Source organism: Yoonia sp. R78084 (genome assembly GCF_044595625.1).
Lineage (GTDB): Bacteria > Pseudomonadota > Alphaproteobacteria > Rhodobacterales > Rhodobacteraceae > Yoonia.
Genome location: NZ_CP138993.1, coordinates 445,830 through 462,296 on the forward strand (window position 1 = coordinate 445,830; position 16,467 = coordinate 462,296).

Annotated in this window: 17 protein-coding genes; 9 read left to right on the plus strand and 8 right to left on the minus strand. The window is 60.4% G+C overall.

Going from position 1 to position 16,467, the window contains the following annotated elements; translation table 11 throughout:
• The first annotated feature begins 2 nt into the window (after nucleotides 1–2).
• Nucleotides 3–1,607, plus strand: a complete 1,605-nt coding sequence (locus tag SJY29_RS02335; protein WP_400086324.1) for a hypothetical protein — start codon at nucleotides 3–5, stop codon at nucleotides 1,605–1,607.
• Nucleotides 1,608–1,643: 36 nt separating this feature from the next.
• Here the strand turns inward: SJY29_RS02335 and SJY29_RS02340 are convergent, their stop codons facing one another.
• Nucleotides 1,644–3,617, minus strand: a complete 1,974-nt coding sequence (locus SJY29_RS02340) for a GumC family protein (RefSeq protein WP_400086325.1) — start codon at nucleotides 3,615–3,617, stop codon at nucleotides 1,644–1,646.
• 190 nt (nucleotides 3,618–3,807) lie between these two features.
• Between SJY29_RS02340 and SJY29_RS02345 the strand changes: the two genes are divergently transcribed.
• Genes SJY29_RS02345 through SJY29_RS02370 form a run of 6 tightly spaced genes read left to right on the plus strand, consistent with a single transcriptional unit; the run spans nucleotide 3,808 to nucleotide 9,702 of the window.
• On the plus strand, nucleotides 3,808–5,019 hold the full coding sequence (locus SJY29_RS02345; protein ID WP_400086328.1) for a lipopolysaccharide biosynthesis protein: 1,212 nt from the start codon (nucleotides 3,808–3,810) through the stop codon (nucleotides 5,017–5,019).
• Nucleotides 5,004–6,338, plus strand: coding sequence for an oligosaccharide repeat unit polymerase (locus SJY29_RS02350; RefSeq protein WP_400086331.1), 1,335 nt, complete (start codon nucleotides 5,004–5,006; stop codon nucleotides 6,336–6,338). The genes SJY29_RS02345 and SJY29_RS02350 overlap by 16 nt, the downstream gene beginning before the upstream one ends.
• The gene (locus SJY29_RS02355) at nucleotides 6,331–6,900 is read left to right on the plus strand and encodes an acyltransferase (protein ID WP_400086333.1); all 570 of its coding nucleotides are present in this window, start codon (nucleotides 6,331–6,333) and stop codon (nucleotides 6,898–6,900) included. Before SJY29_RS02350 ends, SJY29_RS02355 begins: the two co-directional genes overlap by 8 nt.
• On the plus strand, nucleotides 6,897–8,033 hold the full coding sequence (locus SJY29_RS02360) for a glycosyltransferase (RefSeq protein WP_400086336.1): 1,137 nt from the start codon (nucleotides 6,897–6,899) through the stop codon (nucleotides 8,031–8,033). The genes SJY29_RS02355 and SJY29_RS02360 overlap by 4 nt, the downstream gene beginning before the upstream one ends.
• Complete coding sequence (locus SJY29_RS02365; RefSeq protein ID WP_400086338.1) at nucleotides 8,030–8,950, plus strand: glycosyltransferase family 2 protein; 921 nt, start codon at nucleotides 8,030–8,032, stop codon at nucleotides 8,948–8,950. Before SJY29_RS02360 ends, SJY29_RS02365 begins: the two co-directional genes overlap by 4 nt.
• Nucleotides 8,947–9,702, plus strand: a complete 756-nt coding sequence (locus SJY29_RS02370) for a glycosyltransferase family 2 protein (RefSeq protein WP_400086340.1) — start codon at nucleotides 8,947–8,949, stop codon at nucleotides 9,700–9,702. Before SJY29_RS02365 ends, SJY29_RS02370 begins: the two co-directional genes overlap by 4 nt.
• Here the strand turns inward: SJY29_RS02370 and SJY29_RS02375 are convergent.
• The 5 genes from SJY29_RS02375 to SJY29_RS02395 all read right to left on the minus strand — a co-directional run bounded on the left by SJY29_RS02375 (nucleotide 9,693) and on the right by SJY29_RS02395 (nucleotide 13,042).
• Entirely contained in the window at nucleotides 9,693–10,634 is a 942-nt protein-coding gene (locus tag SJY29_RS02375; RefSeq protein ID WP_400086342.1) for a phosphatidate cytidylyltransferase, read from the minus strand. The two genes, SJY29_RS02370 and SJY29_RS02375, sit on opposite strands and share 10 nt — an antisense overlap.
• Complete coding sequence (locus SJY29_RS02380) at nucleotides 10,631–11,272, minus strand: lysophospholipid acyltransferase family protein (RefSeq protein WP_400086345.1); 642 nt, start codon at nucleotides 11,270–11,272, stop codon at nucleotides 10,631–10,633. The genes SJY29_RS02375 and SJY29_RS02380 overlap by 4 nt, the downstream gene beginning before the upstream one ends.
• A 76-nt stretch (nucleotides 11,273–11,348) precedes the next feature.
• Complete coding sequence (locus SJY29_RS02385; RefSeq protein ID WP_055294159.1) at nucleotides 11,349–11,627, minus strand: hypothetical protein; 279 nt, start codon at nucleotides 11,625–11,627, stop codon at nucleotides 11,349–11,351.
• Between the two features lie 35 nt (nucleotides 11,628–11,662).
• Nucleotides 11,663–12,343: a PspA/IM30 family protein gene (locus tag SJY29_RS02390; protein WP_076659268.1), complete on the minus strand. Its 681-nt coding sequence runs from the start codon at nucleotides 12,341–12,343 to the stop codon at nucleotides 11,663–11,665.
• Between the two features lie 99 nt (nucleotides 12,344–12,442).
• Nucleotides 12,443–13,042: a TetR/AcrR family transcriptional regulator gene (locus SJY29_RS02395; protein WP_400086348.1), complete on the minus strand. Its 600-nt coding sequence runs from the start codon at nucleotides 13,040–13,042 to the stop codon at nucleotides 12,443–12,445.
• A gap of 177 nt (nucleotides 13,043–13,219) precedes the next feature.
• Between SJY29_RS02395 and SJY29_RS02400 the strand changes: the two genes are divergently transcribed.
• Nucleotides 13,220–13,621: a cytochrome c gene (locus SJY29_RS02400; RefSeq protein ID WP_110279881.1), complete on the plus strand. Its 402-nt coding sequence runs from the start codon at nucleotides 13,220–13,222 to the stop codon at nucleotides 13,619–13,621.
• 15 nt (nucleotides 13,622–13,636) lie between these two features.
• Here the strand turns inward: SJY29_RS02400 and SJY29_RS02405 are convergent, their stop codons facing one another.
• Nucleotides 13,637–14,866, minus strand: coding sequence for a mandelate racemase/muconate lactonizing enzyme family protein (locus SJY29_RS02405; protein ID WP_400086352.1), 1,230 nt, complete (start codon nucleotides 14,864–14,866; stop codon nucleotides 13,637–13,639).
• 28 nt (nucleotides 14,867–14,894) lie between these two features.
• On the opposite strand from SJY29_RS02405, the gene SJY29_RS02410 reads away from it, so the two are divergent.
• Nucleotides 14,895–15,335, plus strand: a complete 441-nt coding sequence (locus tag SJY29_RS02410) for a GNAT family N-acetyltransferase (RefSeq protein ID WP_400086355.1) — start codon at nucleotides 14,895–14,897, stop codon at nucleotides 15,333–15,335.
• Nucleotides 15,336–15,675: 340 nt separating this feature from the next.
• Here SJY29_RS02410 and SJY29_RS02415 read toward each other — a convergent pair whose 3' ends face one another.
• Entirely contained in the window at nucleotides 15,676–16,464 is a 789-nt protein-coding gene (locus tag SJY29_RS02415; RefSeq protein ID WP_400086358.1) for an enoyl-ACP reductase, read from the minus strand.
• Nucleotides 16,465–16,467: the final 3 nt, after the last annotated feature.

Genomic DNA, 16,467 nt, shown 5'->3' on the forward strand with positions numbered 1-16,467 from the left:
GCATGATTGGTGTAGAGCTTTCGCCAAGTGCGGGGTCGGGCCATGTGCCCGCACCGCAGCCGCTGGCTGCGTTCTTTGCCCATGGCGGGGGCCGGTCTGTTGCCCTTGCGCCGGGCTTTGAGGATGGTCTGACCATCTGGACCGAAGTGGGGCCACACCATGCCGCCCGTCTGCGTCTGGACCAGACAGACCCCACGATGCGGATGTCATGGCGTGAAACGCAACTGGTTGAGCTGCGCAATGTCTATCCTGTGGGCCGCATGACCCTGGCGGGCAGTTGGTCGCAATTGCAGACCTCGGGGTCGGGGTTCGCGGCCAGCTATACCGGCAATCGCGCGATCAGTACCGGGTCAACCGGTGCCAGTGCCACCGTGCAGGTGGGCAGGGACGCGCCCTATGACATGTGGATCAACTATACCGGCCGGACCAGTGGCGGCTATGTCAAAGTCGAGATTGACGGCGCGCAGACCCTCGTGAATGAAATCGCCGATCCTGCCGGTTTGGGCTTCAAGGCCTTTTCGAGCTATGCCGCGACCGATCTGACCCGTCGCCAGTCGATCAAGGTGGCGAGTGGCCTGACGGGCGAACACACTGTCACCCTGAGTTTTGGTGGTGCCGCGACACCCGGTGGCGGGGCTATTATGGTTGAGGCGGTAGCCATTACGGGCGCCTTGACTGATCCGCATATCCTGCCGCCGCTTTGGACGCCGGACACGGCCTATGCGATGGGAGACGAAGTGCAATTTGGTGGTATGTATTATGCCGCCCGTGCCAATGGTGTCAGCGGCACAGCGGGTCCGACCCACATGAGCGGGATCGCCTCGGACGGGGCGCTGGATTGGCGGGTGGACAGCCGCCCGACCTATCCGAGCTTTGCCATCATCGATTATGCGTCCGAGCGCGAATATGCCGCGCGTCTTGATGTCGGTGACAGTGTCGTGGAAGTGGGTGGACAGACCCATGGCCGTGATACGCTGGATGCACGGTCGATCACACTTGATGGTGTGCCCTGGGTGCCTGCGACCACGGGCAACGGCCTGAGCGTGGGGCGCCGGATCGCGATGGTCGAGACCTCGACATGGCAAGGTGGCGGCAGCGGTCCGCTGGCGACTTGCCAGACCAGCCGCGCGATCACTGCCGGTGCGATCCACCACACCGTGCAGGTCGCTGTCACGGCCGCCAGTTTTGATGTGGAATGGTTCTATGCCGGCATGTTGCCTTTTGTGCGCTGGGAAGGCGAAACAGCGGCGACGGTGATCGAGACCCTGACGGTGGAAAACGGAACGGTTGTCAGCCCAGCGGATTATGCGGGCCAGACGGATGATCTGGTGGCCTTTCCCGCCACCAGCAAGCTGGGTTTGACGGGTGCCACAGCTGTGGGCAGTTTTGTTTATGGCCATGAGGCGGGTGCGCTTTCGGCGGCGGGCAACAGGCTTGATGCGTTCGACGCGTTCGTCTTGCCAAACATCGAAGGCCGCACCGCCAGCGGATCAATTGATTGGCCTGCAAAGGCCTATATCAGTGCAAATGTGGATGGCGGATTGACCCTGCAAGAGGGCGATATTTTGCAGTTTTACAACCGGCATGTGATCTCGGTCACACCATAAGGATTAGGGCCGCCGCGTGCGGCCCTTTTTCTGACCCTAAAGCGTTTGCGCCGCTTGCAGCGCGGACAGGCAAGGATCGTTGGACCATAGCCGCATCCTGCGCAGGTTGATCTGTGACAGGACAAGCCCTGTGGCCGGATGCCCGATATCCCGAAGCGCCTCAAGGCCGCGTTGCACCATGTCGCGTGGGGTCTTTGACCAGCGGACCGCATAGATGATCGCATCGGACTGGCGCGCAAATAGCAGCGCCTCGGGTGCGGCCATCACGGGTGGTGCGTCAATGATGATGTGGTCATAGCTCTTGCGCAGGCTGTCGAGCCTGAGGGTCAGCGCATCGGGTAAAAGCGGCGCGTGGCGGTCTATCATTTCGGGGATCACCAGAACATCGGCCCCAAGACTTGGGCAATGGGTTGCCTGTTCGCCAGTGGCCCAGCTTTGTTGCGCGGCGTGAAAGGGAGCTGCGCCGAGCAAGGATTGCAAGAGGCGGTCGGACGTATCTGCGCCGATCAGGACCACCCGTTTGCCCGACATCCCAAGGGTCCGTGCCAGAAGAAGCGCATGGTGCGTCTTGCCTTCTGCGACGGTGCTCGAGGTTGAAAGGATCACCTTTGCGGTACTGCCCTGCGGGGTCAGGGCAAGCGCTGTGTGCAACCTGCGGCCCGCTTGCGACAGCCCTGTCTGGGGCCGTGTGGCCAAGGCGCGCCCACCACTATTGAAATAGCGCAAGGCGCGGTGCGAGAACTGCGCCAGAACCGGCAGGGCGGTTGCATCGTGCAGGCTATTGGCGTCAATGAAACCCTTGCGTGTCATATGCCGGATGGCGACCGCGATAATGCCCAGTAGGGTGCCCAAGACAGATGCGACCGTCAGAAGCAGCATCTTTTGCGGTCCTGCATATGTGCCTTCGGTGGCTGGTGTGATCCGCAAGCCTGCGGCGGTGCCCAGTCCCTGTTGCATCCGGTTTTCCTGCAGTTGTGCCAGAAAACTTTGATAGACCAGGCGCGTGGCCTCGGTTTGAAGTGCAATCTGTTGCAGGGCTGCATGCCCTTCCGACTGCACCGAAAGCTGTGCACTGCGCCGGTCTTTGAGTGCGGCAATTTCGTTAATTTTCTGGCGCAGTTGCGCGATTTCGGCTGTGTTGCGCGCGCTCCCGCTGTCGGGTGCCACTTCAAGCGCGCGCAGCGCGTTGCGTGCTTCGCTCAGGTCCTGATCCGCGGCAAGCACCTGTGCCGTCAGCGCATCCAGTGCAATGTCACCCTGAATTTGCGCTGAAGCGATAATCGCGGCGGCCTGCGCGTCTTGTTGGGCGAGTTCGGCGCGCAGATCATTGACGCGCGTCTGCAACAGGGTCTCCGTTGTGACCAGTTTTTGTTTTTGCGTTGCTTCCATATGGGTCAGGTAAAGCGCCGCCGTCGTGTTGGCGAGCGTTACCGCTTTGTCCGCGTCGTGGCTCTGTGCTGTGATGTGCAGAATATAGGTGTCGGCCTGGCGGGTGACCGTGAGTGCGCGGCGCAGGTTCTGGATCGTCTTGTCCAGAATGGCGGCTTCATCGGGGGGCTGTTCTGTCGTGCCGGCCAGCCAGTGCCGCAGCTGCGTGCGCAAGGCATTGGGCGAAAAGGGTTTTGTCGGCACAAGGTATCGGTTGAATTCGGGGTCTGCCAGCAGATCCAGCGCTGTGACGACCTGTGTCAGCACAGGGTCTGACGTGACAAGGGCGGCGGCGGTGTTCAGTGCCGTCTCATTGCGGTCCTGCGGGGCGGCCATGCCCGACGTTGCATCATCGGTACCGCCAAGTTGGGATGTTGCCACAGCCGTGTACTGGGGCTGGGCCATCCGGAATGCATAGTATCCGGTCACCCCCGTTGTGAAGAGAAGCACACAAAGGACCAGCAATTTGCCGTGCCACAGGACGCGCAACATGGCCGTGACATCCAGCGGAGTGATCTGGTCAAAGGTGTCGCGGTACCCGTCATACGGGTCCGGTCTGGCGGCATCGTTACGCTGTGTCATGGCAGTCCAGGTCTGGGTTTCTGTCCGGGTTCGTCCCTGCAAAACACCACAAAGGAGTTAACCTTTAATTAATCACAATGAATGAGGACTAAAGCTGCGCCTTCTTTGGTTAATGGCGCTTAGCAACGGTTTTCGTGTGATGCCAGTATCCAGATTAGCACGCTTGGCAAGCAAAGGCGCCGCAGGGTCGATGGGCCTTAGGATAGGCATCGTTGGTGTCAATTTCCTTGTCATGCTGGGCCTTGCCGCTTGGCTGGGGCTTGAGACCTTCGGCAGGCTGGCGGCACTTTGGGGCGCGGGGCTTGTCGTCGGCACGCTGGTGTCTGTGGGTGGTCCTGTGATCTTGCTGCGGGTGCTGACAGACGGGCGGGGGCTGCGCAGGGCAGATATTTTTCGGCTGACCGTGCTTTATCCGGCAATGCTCGCGCTGGTCGCTTGGGGATTTGGGGCGCTGATCTGGCCTGCCATGCCTTGGGTGGCCATCGTGAGTGTCGGTTTTTGCGTCAATCTGCTGGGCTGTCTTGCCAGCATCATGCGGGCGCTGGGCAGTGTGCATGCTTCAATGGCGTTGCGCGATGCGGGGCCGCAGGTGGCGCTTGGTGTCGCAGCACTCCTGCTGCCGGACACTGGCGTTGCGGGCATCCTTATGCTGTGTGCGCTTGTGATGGCGGGCTTTGCCTTCTTCGCCCTGCTCTGGGCAATACCACGGATGCAGGGGGCGCAAGTTCTGGCGCGGCGGTACCGTCCCTATCTGAGCCTGTCGCTCTGGGCGACATCGGTCACGGGCATGGTCGCGGCGCAGATTGATCTGATTGTCGGCGGTGCGGTGATTTCCGGCGAGGCTTTGGGCGTTTATGCCGTGCTGCGCCGTGTTGCGAACCTTGTGGCGCTGCCTGTCAGTGTGGCGACATGGGTCAGCGGGCCTGCGGTGTCGGCTGCAAAGGGTTCCGGTGACATGGTGGCCCTTGCCCGTGCAAGCGCGCAGGGCAGCCAGATTGCGATGTTGCCCGGGCTTGCGCTGTTTGGCATGGCGCTTTTGGTGTTGCCGGTCCTGCCTGCCATTTTTCCGCAAACCGCTGGGGCAGCGCTGCCGATGATCTTTGTCGTCCTGTTGCTTGGGGCGCTGGGGCAGGTGGTGCTGGCATCAAGTTTTACCGTTGCGACGCTGTGTGGATTGCAGCGGTGCGCACTGGCCGCGCGGCTGTTGATGACAGGGCTTTATCTGGCGTGGTTTGCGTGGTGGGGCGCTGAACTGACTGCGCTGACCAACGCGCTGGGCTATGTCGGCGCACTGTCACTGGGCGGTTTTGCCCTGTGGTGGGCAGTCTGGCGGAAACTGGGCATTGATACATCGGCCACTGTCCTTTGGTGGGGAAAGGAGGGGCAGTGGAGAACCTCCTGATCATCCTTTTGGCGCTGACGTGCACCATCATTTCGTTCTGGATGGGTGAACGCTATGGGCTGGTGCCACTTGTCTCGCCGATGCATTTGCTGGCCTATTTCTGCGCCTTCGGGTTCCTGATCAAGGTTGGGGTTTATAGTGTTGACCCTGACTTGGCCTTCTACGCCAGATTCATTGATACAACAGGGGCAATGCCGCGCGGGGCGGGCTATCTGGCGGCCTTTGTGATGCTGATGTGTCTTGGCTATCGTCTGGCGCTGCGGCCCTGTGATCCGCGATTGGCGATCCGTGAGGCGCGTCTGATCGCGGGCGGTTTGGTGCGTCAGGGATGGCTGTTTGTTGCGGCTTTCGCTGTGGCGGGTCTGACCTTTGCGCTGATCCTGCAAGCCCGTGGGATGTCGCTCTTTTCCACTGATCTTCTGGCAGCGTTCAATCAGGACAAGCAGATCAATGTGAACCGCGACGGTGTGGGCGCGACGCTTGCTGGGATCAAGATGCTGTTTGTCGTGCCCAAATGCGCCTTTGTGATGCTTCTGGCGCAGGGGCTCGTGCTGCGTGCGCCGTGGCTCATGTTGCAGGCAGGTGTTCTGGCGCTTTTGCTGGTGATGATTGCGCTGGTCTCGGGGGACCGCTTTGAACTGGTCGAGTTGCTGGTTTTCGCCTGCGCGACCTATCTCATTGTGGTGGGCTTTCCAGGGCTGCGGTCGGTCCTATGGATGATCGGCGGAGCGGTCGGCGTGTTCACTATGGCTGCCTATATGACCGCGCTGCGCGGAGTTGATGCGGGCCTGTGGGAACAGATCGTCAGATCGACCTATTTTCTGGATATCAATGCCGCCGTCATGGTCACCGATCAGGTCGGGCCGGAGGCCTATTTGCTGGGCGAAAGCTATGGCTGGTGGACCTTCGGCTGGGTGCCGCGGGCGCTGTGGCTGGACAAACCTGCGATTGATCTGGGCGTCTTTTTCAAACGCGACGTGATGGGTGTGATGACCGGCGGGGCCTTTAACGTTACTGGTCCCGGTGAGGCGTTTATGAATTTCGGCTGGGCGGGGGCCTTTGTCGGGTTTGTGCTGGGCTGGGTGTATCGGCGCGCCGAGGTGGTCTTGCTTGCACCGCGTCACTGCCTGCGCTTTGGCGCGTTCTATCTTTATCCCCTTCTGCTTTACCCTTTCGTGCAGGCCACGCTGCATTCATCGTTCAGCGGATTTATCGTGGCTGCGGTTGTACAGGTCGTGCTGATCATGGCGATGATTGTGGTCTTCGTGCCGCGTTTGCGCGCGCGCCCTGTCAGGTACGCGGGGGTCGCATATGTTTAGGGCGCTGTTCTGGGTCCTGCGCATCGCGGCCGCTATGATGCGCCGCGCGGGCGCTGTGCTGGCGACAAGGCTGCACCGTGCCAGCCTTGCGAAAACTGGTGCCGGAACGTGGTTTCAGACGGGGGTGCGGTTCGACAGCCCTGCGCAGGTTGAACTGGGTGCGGACTGCTATTTCTGGCGCGGTGTCGGGGTGTCGGGCAGGGGCGCGCATGCCTGCCTGCGGGTCGGGGACCGCGTGCAGGTCAACCAGTTTGCCCATCTGGACATAGAGGGCGGGCTGACCATCCACGATGATGTGATGGTGTCCGAACACGCCCTGATTTTCACCCATGATCACGGGCTTGATCCGCATAGTCTGGCCCGTCCTGCACCCAAGGTCATTGGCGCCGGCGTCTGGATTGGCGCGCGTGCAGTGATCCTGCCGTCCTGCGCGCAGATCGGTACGCATGCGGTCATCGGTGCCGGTGCGATTGTCACCCGTGACGTGCCGGCAGGCGCAATTGTGGCGGGTAATCCGGCGCGCATCATTGGCCATCGCAGCACCAAGGAGGTTGCCGCATGAAGATTTTACACATCGTTCCCGCGTTCTATCCTGCGACCTATTGGGGCGGTCCGATCTGGTCTACCAAGGCGATTTGTGACGGGGTTTCCGCTCTTGATGGTGTCCAGTTGCGGGTCCTGACGGCTGATGCGGCAGGCCCTGCCATTGCAGATCGGGTGGTGCCGGTGCCATTGGCTTATCCTGTGCATTATGCGCGGCGCTTGGCGGGACATTGCATCGCGCCGGGACTTTTGGCGCGGATGCCTGCGGCGATCCACTGGGCGGATGTCGTGCATGTGACAGGCACCTACAACATGCCGACTTTGCCAGCTTTTGTATTGGCGCGTGCAATGGGCAAACCTGTGGTCTGGTCGCCCCGTGGCGGATTGCAGGCCACGGCCGATTGGCAGGACGCGCCCAAGCGGCGCATCAAACACGGGTTCGAGCATCTGGCCCACCTGCTGCGCCCCAAGGGGGCTGTTTTGCATGTCACTTCGGCGCAGGAAGCGACGCATGGCACGGCCCGATTGGGGCAGATTGCCCGCGCCATTATTCCCAATGCGGTGGATGTTCCTGCGGAATTGTCGCCCCGCCGCCCGCGTGACGGGCAGTGCCGCCTGCTCTTTCTCAGCCGCCTGCACCCCAAGAAGGGCGTTGAGGCGCTTTTCGCGGCGATGACGCGCCTGCCACCCCACTTCACGTTGGATATTTACGGGACGGGAGATGCCGAATATGTGCGCATGTTGCAGATGCGTGCGAACCTGTCGGCTGGCCGTATCCGGCTGCATGGCCATGTGGATGGGGCGGCCAAGGCGGCGGCCTTTGCGCAGGCCGATCTCTTTGTGCTTCCATCACATTCGGAAAACTTCGGGATCGTCGTGGCCGAGGCACTGGCCCATGGTGTGCCGGTTCTGACGACCCAGAACACGCCTTGGCAAGATCTTGCGCGGCAGGGCTGCGGCCGCTGCATTGACCTGCCGCGCAGCAATCTGGCGGCCGAGATATTGACCTTGTCGGCTCAGGATCTGGAGCAGATGGGCGCGCATGGCCGCGCGTGGATGCGCCGTGATTTCTCGACGGCAGCGATGGTGGACGCTTTTGCCGATCTTTATCGCGGGCTGGCGCAGGACGCCTTTGACGGGGTGATGGCATGACACAGCTGACAGTGATCATTCTGACCTGTAACGAGGCGATACACATCGCCCGCGCCATTCTGTCGGTCCGTGATGTGGCGGATCGCATCTTGGTCGTCGATAGCGGCTCCACTGACGGCACCGCGCAGATCGCTGCGCGCCACGGTGCCACGGTGCTACGGCATGCTTGGGTCAATCATGCGGTGCAATTCAACTGGGCCTTGGATCAGATCGTGGACACACCTGGGTGGGTGCTGCGGCTTGATGCAGATGAGGTGATGACCCAGACCCTTGCCGATGAAATCAGTGCGGGACTGCCGGAAGACGTGGACGGCTATTACGTCGGGCGTGGCATTAAATTCATGGGCCAGCTTGTCAGGCATGGCGGCATTTGCCGCACGCCTACGCTGCGCCTGTTCCGCAACGGACGCGGCAGGTGCGAGGCGCTCTGGATGGATGAACATATCGTGGTGTCCGGTCCAACCGGGCATTTGCGCGGGCATGTGATTGATGACAACCGCCATCCGCTGGATTGGTGGGTGCAGAAACACAACGGCTATGCCAGCCGCGAAGTTGTGGATGTTCTGAACGCGGAGTTCGGGTTTCTGCCCTGTGCCGGGGTCCTGCCCGGGCATGGCCGCGCAGCCGCCAAACGCTGGGTGAAACGGCACATTTACGCCCGTTTGCCTGCGGGTCTGCGGGCGGGGGGCTATTTCTTTTACCGCTACGTCCTGCGGTTGGGGTTTCTCGATGGCAGGCGGGCGCGGTCCTTTCATGTGTTGCAGGGGTTCTGGTACCGCTATCTGGTCGACGCCAAGCTGGGTGAGGTCCGCCGCTATATGGCGGCCAATGGTGCATCACCGGTTACGGCGATCAAGGATGTTCTGGGCATCGACGTCATCGTGCACATGCCCGTAAAGAAGGTGTTGGTCGCATGAAGATTTCCGTTGTGACCGCAGTAATGAACGGCTGCGCGACCCTGCCTGCGATGCTGGAAAGCCTTTCGGCCCAAGGGCATCTTGATGTCGAGCACATCGTGCAGGATGGTGGGTCGACCGACGGGACGCTTGCCTATTTACAGGCGCATGGACACCGCAACATGGTGCTGGAATCCTGCCCTGACACCGGCATATATGATGCCATCAATCACGGCATCCAGCGTACGACAGGCGATGTGATCGGGCTCTTGCATGCGGATGACCTATTGGTCGATGCGGATGTGCTGACATGGGTCGCCGAGGCTTTGTCCAATCCTGCGATTGATGGCGTCTACGGTGATCTGCAATATGTCGCGCGCAATGATCCCAACCGTGTAATCCGCTATTGGAAGGCGGGGGCCTATTCGGCGGCCTTGCTGCGGCGCGGGTGGATGCCGCCGCATCCGACGCTTTATTTGCGGCGCGAGGTTTTTATACGGGCCGGGCTTTATGACACGAGCTTTCGCATCGCGGGGGACTACGACGGGATGTTGCGGTTTCTGACCCAGGGACAGGTGCGGCTGGCCTATATTCCCAAAGTGATGGTGCGCATGAAAATGGGTGGTGCGAGCAATAAATCCTTTGCCCATATGATCCGCAAAAGCCGTGAGGATTACCGCGCGATCCGCCGCCACGGGGTGGGCGGGATCAGGACATTGGTCGCCAAGAACCTGTCAAAGCTGCCGCAGTTCATCGGGCGGGGTCAGGTGTAGAAATACATCGTCAGCTGATAGAAGATCGGTGCGGCAAAGATCACGCTGTCGAGCTGGTCGACAAAACCGCCTTGGCCCGGGATCAGGTGCGACCAGTCCTTGACGCCACGGTCGCGCTTGATAGCGGCGACCACGAGGTTGCCGAACATGCCGACAAGTGACGCGATGCCCGCCATAAGTGCTGCGCCCCAAAAGCCGAAAGGTGTGATCCAGCTGAGCATGGCGCCGATGACCATGGCACTCAGCACACCGCAGACCAGCCCTTCCCACGTCTTGGGTGACAGGCCGGGGGCGATTTTGGTGCGGCCGATCCGGCGGCCAAAGAAGAAATCCAAGAGGTCTCCCAATTGCACGACCATCACGAGGAAGGCGATCAGCAGGACAGAGCGGTCGCCGTAGCCTGCAATGTCGAGTGACATCAGGGCGGGCACGTGGCTCACACAAAAGACCGCGATCATCAGGGCCCATTGGGTTTCCGCGACCCGCACCAGAAAGCGTTGCGGATTGCCCCGCAGGGCCGAGATCATGGGCAGGAAAAGAAAGGCGTAGACGGGGATGAACACCGTATAAAGGCCGGTCCAGCCGAAGCCTACGAAAACATATTGCAGGGGCAGAACCGCAAAGAAGGCCAGCGCCAATGACAGATGGTCGGCCTGTGTCTTGGTGGTCAGCGTCAGAAATTCCCGCAGGGCGGCGAAAGAGGCGAAAGCAAACAGCGTCATGATCCCCGGTTTGCCTAGCAAGAGTGCCAAACCAATGAATGTGACCATGCCCCACCAGCTTTGGACGCGGGTCATATAGGTATCGAGCATCGGGTTGGGATCATGGACGGGCTGGCGCGCGCGCAGGATTTCACCCAGCACAGTCAGGGCAATCAGGATGCCGAAACTGCCAAAGGCCAAGAGCAGGATATCCGCTGTTGTGCTGGTCATTTGCGGGCCTCGGGGCGTTGGGCCAAGAGCGCCTCGGAGGCCCGTTTGAGGAAATCATCCTTGCTTTCGCCTTCGCGTACATGGATCGGTTCGCCGAAGGTGACTGTGCAGATCAGGGGCAGGGGGATGACTTCGCCTTTGGGCATGATTTCGGTCAGGTTGGCGACCCATGTGGGCACCAGATCGACATCGGGCCGCGCGACGCCCATGTTGTAAAGCCCCGCCTTAAAGGGCAGCAACGGGTCCTCGGTCATGTTGCGGTTGCCTTCGGGAAAGATGATCAGCGACGATCCTTCGTCAAGCGCTGCGATGATCTTGTCCATCGGTTTGTCCTGTACCTCGGGGCGGCGGTCGACCAGCACACAGTTGAACACCTCAGGGCCGACAAAAGCGCGCAGTTTGTTTTTCAGCCAGTAATCGGCGGCAGCCACAGGGCGCACCGTGCGGCGCATTGCGGGCGGCAGGACCGACCAGATCATCGGCATGTCGGCGTTGCTTGTGTGGTTAGCGAAATAGACGCGCTGACGCGGGACGGGTTCGATGCCCTTCCACTCGGCCCGTACGGCGGTGATCGCACGGGCAAAGATGCGAATGGACTGGCCAACGATACGTGCTGCGAACTGGCGTAAGAATTTCATGGATTTGACTTTGGCGCAGGGCTTGCGTTTTGAAAAGAGGAAAGCCCTGCCCGGAATAGGGGCAGGGCGCAGGGGCTTAGCGGTTTTCGCCAACGTAATCTTCCAGCAGCTTTTCGTTGCGGGCGTCTTCGATGCGCTGGATGCGGTCTTCGGCCATGCGTTCGTCGAAGCGGTATTTGACAAAGTTCACCAGCGAGAGTGTCAGCATCATGACCGAGATGGCCCAGAAACCTTTGGTCGACAGCGGCACATCGGTTGAAAGCCACAGCGAAATCCCGAGCATGCCGTAGGCGATCACTACGCCCAGCAGGTTGACTGTCATGATCAGGCCGTTGTCAGAGTTGTTCTTAAGCATTTGTCTGTCCTTTTTCGTGAATTGAGGGGTTTGATTTACTTCTTGGATGATTTGAGGCGCGCGAGCACATCATCGGCTGTGGCGCGGGTGGCATTGCCGAAACCTGCGTCGGCCATGCGGTCCGTCAGATTGCCGCCTTCAAGGTCGCGGTTGATGTCGGCAAGGATTTCGCTGCGCTCGAAGGGGTCGTCGCGGCCCAAAACGCGGGCGATCAGTTCTTCGGCCTCTTCCACGCTGCCATTCTGCACGCCTGTTTTCGTCATCTGCATCTGGATGTTTTGCTCGCGGCGGACCGCGCGGGCCTGAATAGCCCCTTGCTTGAGGTCGATAATCCGGCGGTGCCCGCTTTCGATCGAGGTGCGCAGGCGGACCACCTTTTGATCCAGACGATCAAGGGTTTCGCTGCGGACGGCCAGTTCGTTTTCCATATTGGCAATCGCGCGCGCCGCCTCGGTGGCCAGATCTTCGCGGTCATTGTCCAATGCTTCCTTGGCGCGTTTGGTCAGGTCATTGATGCGGTTTTTCAGGCCGGCGTGTTGCTTTTCCTCGGATCGCTGGCGCTGGATCAGGCTGGCAAGCGTGGCTTTGGCTGCGCGCAGGCTGGCCTCGCTTTCGCGAATTTTCTGGTCGATCAGCTCGATTGCAAAGGCATCACGGACGCGATCTTCGGCGCGGGCGTTCTGGCCGTTGATGAGTGTGGCAAGTGTCTTGAACATCTGTCTCTCCGTTTCGTTTCAGTGCGTGAACACTGTTCATAAAACAGAGATAGCGAGTCAGTTCTGTGGTTGCAAGACAAAAAATGAACATTGTTCAAATTATTTTCGGGAGGCGGTGAATTGCCGTAGAACAAGGGCGATCATGTGGTCGATCTTGTCGGTAGACACGCCGGCGCTTGCCTCGTCCAACCCCAAGAGCACGATCCCATGGACCGAGGAGAAGAGCGCGCGGGTCAAAAGCCCAAGTTCCTCAGCCCCCCGTTCGGGAAAGATCACAGCAAGCGGATCAGAGATATATGTGAAAAGCTGCCCCATTTCGGAAAGGTACCAATCGGGTGCTGCTTCACCCGCAGGGCGTTCGACATCAAAGAGCGCGCGCCAGCTTAAGTGATTGCTTGCTGCAAAGTGGTGATAGGCCTGCGCCATGACGACCAATTGCTCGACAGGGTCCTCTGGCGCCGCGGCCAAGGCTTCGGCCACATCCGCGCTAAGGCGGTGAAAGGTGCGGGCATTGACGGCGAGTGTCAGGTCCGTGAGGTCACCAAAGACGTTGTAGATCGCCCCCACAGCGCAGCCTGCCTCGCCCGCCAGATCACGGGCACGCAAGGCGGACAGGCCGTTTTGCGCGATGGTGCGTTCGGCGATCACGATCAGCTTGTCGCGGAGTTCCTGTCTGCGGATTTCTGTTTTCGTTGCCATGGGATCCCACCTTGATGAACGCAGTTCAATGATAGGCGAGGGGCCGCGTTTTGAAAAGGGGCTGACTGCTGATCGGGATGGCTGCAGACACGCCATTGATTTTAATCAATCGGCTTGGCGCCCGGACGCCTAAAACCCTAGGGCGACTGTTTACAAGGTTAATTTGTGGAGGAGACTATGAAACATTCCAAGACTGCGGTGATCTTTGCTTTTGCGGCCTTGCTGCATCCCGGCTTGGCGATGGCTGACGACATCGGGCAGGCAGAGTACATGAACACCTGCGCGACGTGTCACGGCGCGAGCGGCGAAGGAGATGGGCCTTTCGTCGAATTGATGTCTGTGCCGGTGCCTGCATTGACCGGATTGTCAGCAGCCAATGACGGCAAATTCCCGATGCTTGATGTCATCTATACAATTGATGGCCGTCAGGGGACACGGGGACATGGGTTTCCGATGCCTGTCTGGGGAGCACGGTTCAAATCCGAGACGGGCGTCGACAGTGATATGAGCAGCGAAATGCTGGTGCGTGCACGGATTCTTTCGCTGGCGCTCTATCTGGAGTCGATCCAGCAAGAGTAATGGTGGCTCTGTTGCCTATCGTTTGACAGGGGCGCCTCCGCCAAAATTGTTGACCCCGTGATACCCGATTGGGTCTTCCTGCATTTGCAGGTGCAGCCCGTCGCCGTCATAGGGGTGCGCGCGGGCGAGCTCTTCGTCAAAATCGATGCCGAGGCCGGGGGCCGTGGGGACGGGGATATAGCCGTCCTCCACGCGCAAGCTGCCTTTGATAAGGTCGTTGTGAAACGGGGTCTCGATTGTCTCTGCCATCAGGATATTCGGGATTGATGCGCCCAGTTGGATGTTGGCGGCCCATTCTACGGGGCCTGCGTAAAGGTGCGGGGCGATTTGCGCGTTATAGACCTCGGCCATGGCGGCGATCTTTTTGGTTTCCCAAATCCCGCCCGCGCGGCCCAGTGCCGGTTGCAGGATTGACGCGGCACCTGCCTGCAGCACGGGGGCGAATTCGGCCTTGGTGGTCAGGCGCTCACCGGTGGCGACAGGGATGCTGGTGGCGCCGGCGACGCGGGCCATCTGGTTGATGTTATCAGGGGGGATAGGTTCTTCGTACCAAAGGGGGCTATAAGGTTCGATGGCTTTTGCCAGACGGATCGCGCCACCGGTGCTGAACTGGCCATGCGTGCCGAACAAAAGGTCCGCACGGTCGCCCACCGCCTCGCGGATTGCCTTGCAGAAAGCAACCGAGAGTGAAATATCGTACATTGAGGGCATATGCCCGCCGCGGATCGTATAGGGGCCTGCGGGGTCGAATTTGACCGCCGTATACCCCTTTTCGACCATATCAACTGCGGCTTCCGCGGCCATTTCGGGGCTGGACCAGAATTCAGGCAGCGGATGCGCGGGGCGGGGGTAGAGGTAGGTATAGGCGCGGATGCGGTCATTCATCCGCCCGCCGATCAGCGCGTGAACGGGGCGGTCGCGGTCTTTGCCCAAGATGTCCCAGCAGGCCATTTCAAGGCCGGACCATGCGCCGATAACGGTCAGGTCCGGGCGCTGGGTAAAGCCCGCAGAATAGACGCGGCGGAACATCAGTTCGATGTTTTCGGGGTTCTCGCCTGCCATGTGGCGGGAAAAGACGTCTGTGATAACGGCCTTCATCGCCTCGGGCCCGACAGAGGAGGCATAGCATTCGCCGTAGCCGACAACGCCCGTATCCGTCGTCACCTTCGGGATGATCCAGTAGCGGCCACCCCAGCCCGGGGCAGGCGGCGCCGTGACAATCACATCGAGATCGGCGAGTTTCATGCGGCAACTTTCAGAATGAGGTCATGTTGTGCGCGAGACAATCACGCTTCGCCGTTTGGGTCCAGAGGATCTGGATGTGTTAATGGCCGTTGAAGAAGGGTTGTTCGATAATGCGATCCTGCCGGATCAGGCCGAGGCATTCTTGAACGACGGGCGGCACGAGATGGTGTTGGCCTTTGATGGGGGCGATGCTGTCGGGATGGCAAGCGGGCAGGAGTTGCTGCATCCGGACAAGGCACCTGCGTTTTTCATCAACGAGGTCGGGGTGCGCGAAAGCCATCAACGGCGCGGGATCGCCACGGCGCTTTGTAACCGCCTTATAGAGGTCGCCCGGACACGTGGCTGCGAAGGGATATGGCTCGCGACCGAAGGTGACAACGGTCCGGCGCGCAGCCTCTACCGCGCGATGGGTGCGCGCGAGACTGCGGATATCGTTGTTTATGACTGGGACGGAGCGCTGGACAGGTAGAAGAATGTCGGCTTGGAGCCGAATCTGCCGCCCGAGGTGCAGGCCGGCCATCGTCCGACCTGGAGGGCTTTGCGGCGTCAGAGGCACGGGAGCGAACAGAAAAAAAGCAGGGTGAGATACCTTTGAAAGCATTGCAAAATCGCCCTCCTGGGGGAGGTCGGGCGATGGCCGGACTGTGCCGGCCAGTTATGCTGTGGTGCTGCTTTTGTATGAAAGGAGAAGGCAACAATGTCCCGTAAAGCAGCCCTCCACCCAATACTCTTGAATGCCCACCCATACGCCTCCCGCCCGACGGCGCAAAACGCCACCAGGCGGTGAATTCAAAGACAGGGTGCCGTCCTTACAGATTGTCCGCCTGCGGCATGCCCAGCACGTGGTAGCCGCCGTCGACGCGTATGATCTCGCCCGTGGTGCAGGCCCCCGCATCGGAGGCAAGATAGACGGCGGTGCCGCCCACGGCTTCAAGCGTGGCGTTGCTGCGTAGGGGGGCGTTCTGGTCGGTGTGTTTGTAGGTCTTGCGCGCGCCACCGATGGCCGCCCCTGCGAGGGTCTTCATCGGGCCGGGGCTGATCGCGTTGACGCGGATCCCTTGGGGTCCAAGGTCGTTGGCAAGATAGCGCGTTGCGGATTCCAGCGCCGCTTTCGCCACGCCCATCACGTTGTAAAAAGGGGTCACGCGGTTGGAACCCTGATAGGTCAGCGTCAGCAATGTCCCGCCATCGGGCATCATCTCGGAGGCCCGCTTGGCCACGTCGATGAAGGAATAGCACGAAATCGCCAGCGAGTTCTTGAAGTTGTCGCGGCTGGTGTTGATGAAACGGCCTGTCAGCTCGTTCTTGTCGGAAAATGCAATCGCGTGGACCACGAAATCAAGCGTGCCCCAGCGGTCTTTGAGCGTCTGGAACGCCAGATCCATACTGGCATCGTCGTTCACATCCACATCGACCATGATGTAGGACCCGACAGAGGCGGCAAGCGGTTCAAGCCGTTTGCCGAAAGCTTCGCCCTGATAGGTAAAGGCCAGTTCGGCGCCTGCGTCGGCCATGGCTTTGGCGATGCCCCAGGCAATGGAGCGTTCATTCGCCACGCCCATGATCAGCCCGCGTTTGCCCTGCATGGAAATCGTCATTGG

What these genes read in the sequence shown, in the direction of transcription:
- SJY29_RS02335 (WP_400086324.1), top strand. Translation starts at nt 3, where the DNA reads ATGATTGGTGTAGAGCTTTCGCCAAGTGCGGGGTCGGGCCATGTGCCC.
- SJY29_RS02340 (WP_400086325.1), bottom strand. Translation starts at nt 3,617, where the DNA reads ATGACACAGCGTAACGATGCCGCCAGACCGGACCCGTATGACGGGTAC.
- SJY29_RS02345 (WP_400086328.1), top strand. Translation starts at nt 3,808, where the DNA reads ATGGGCCTTAGGATAGGCATCGTTGGTGTCAATTTCCTTGTCATGCTG.
- SJY29_RS02355 (WP_400086333.1), top strand. Translation starts at nt 6,331, where the DNA reads ATGTTTAGGGCGCTGTTCTGGGTCCTGCGCATCGCGGCCGCTATGATG.
- SJY29_RS02360 (WP_400086336.1), top strand. Translation starts at nt 6,897, where the DNA reads ATGAAGATTTTACACATCGTTCCCGCGTTCTATCCTGCGACCTATTGG.
- SJY29_RS02365 (WP_400086338.1), top strand. Translation starts at nt 8,030, where the DNA reads ATGACACAGCTGACAGTGATCATTCTGACCTGTAACGAGGCGATACAC.
- SJY29_RS02370 (WP_400086340.1), top strand. Translation starts at nt 8,947, where the DNA reads ATGAAGATTTCCGTTGTGACCGCAGTAATGAACGGCTGCGCGACCCTG.
- SJY29_RS02375 (WP_400086342.1), bottom strand. Translation starts at nt 10,634, where the DNA reads ATGACCAGCACAACAGCGGATATCCTGCTCTTGGCCTTTGGCAGTTTC.
- SJY29_RS02380 (WP_400086345.1), bottom strand. Translation starts at nt 11,272, where the DNA reads ATGAAATTCTTACGCCAGTTCGCAGCACGTATCGTTGGCCAGTCCATT.
- SJY29_RS02385 (WP_055294159.1), bottom strand. Translation starts at nt 11,627, where the DNA reads ATGCTTAAGAACAACTCTGACAACGGCCTGATCATGACAGTCAACCTG.
- SJY29_RS02390 (WP_076659268.1), bottom strand. Translation starts at nt 12,343, where the DNA reads ATGTTCAAGACACTTGCCACACTCATCAACGGCCAGAACGCCCGCGCC.
- SJY29_RS02395 (WP_400086348.1), bottom strand. Translation starts at nt 13,042, where the DNA reads ATGGCAACGAAAACAGAAATCCGCAGACAGGAACTCCGCGACAAGCTG.
- SJY29_RS02400 (WP_110279881.1), top strand. Translation starts at nt 13,220, where the DNA reads ATGAAACATTCCAAGACTGCGGTGATCTTTGCTTTTGCGGCCTTGCTG.
- SJY29_RS02405 (WP_400086352.1), bottom strand. Translation starts at nt 14,866, where the DNA reads ATGAAACTCGCCGATCTCGATGTGATTGTCACGGCGCCGCCTGCCCCG.
- SJY29_RS02415 (WP_400086358.1), bottom strand. Translation starts at nt 16,464, where the DNA reads ATGACGATTTCCATGCAGGGCAAACGCGGGCTGATCATGGGCGTGGCG.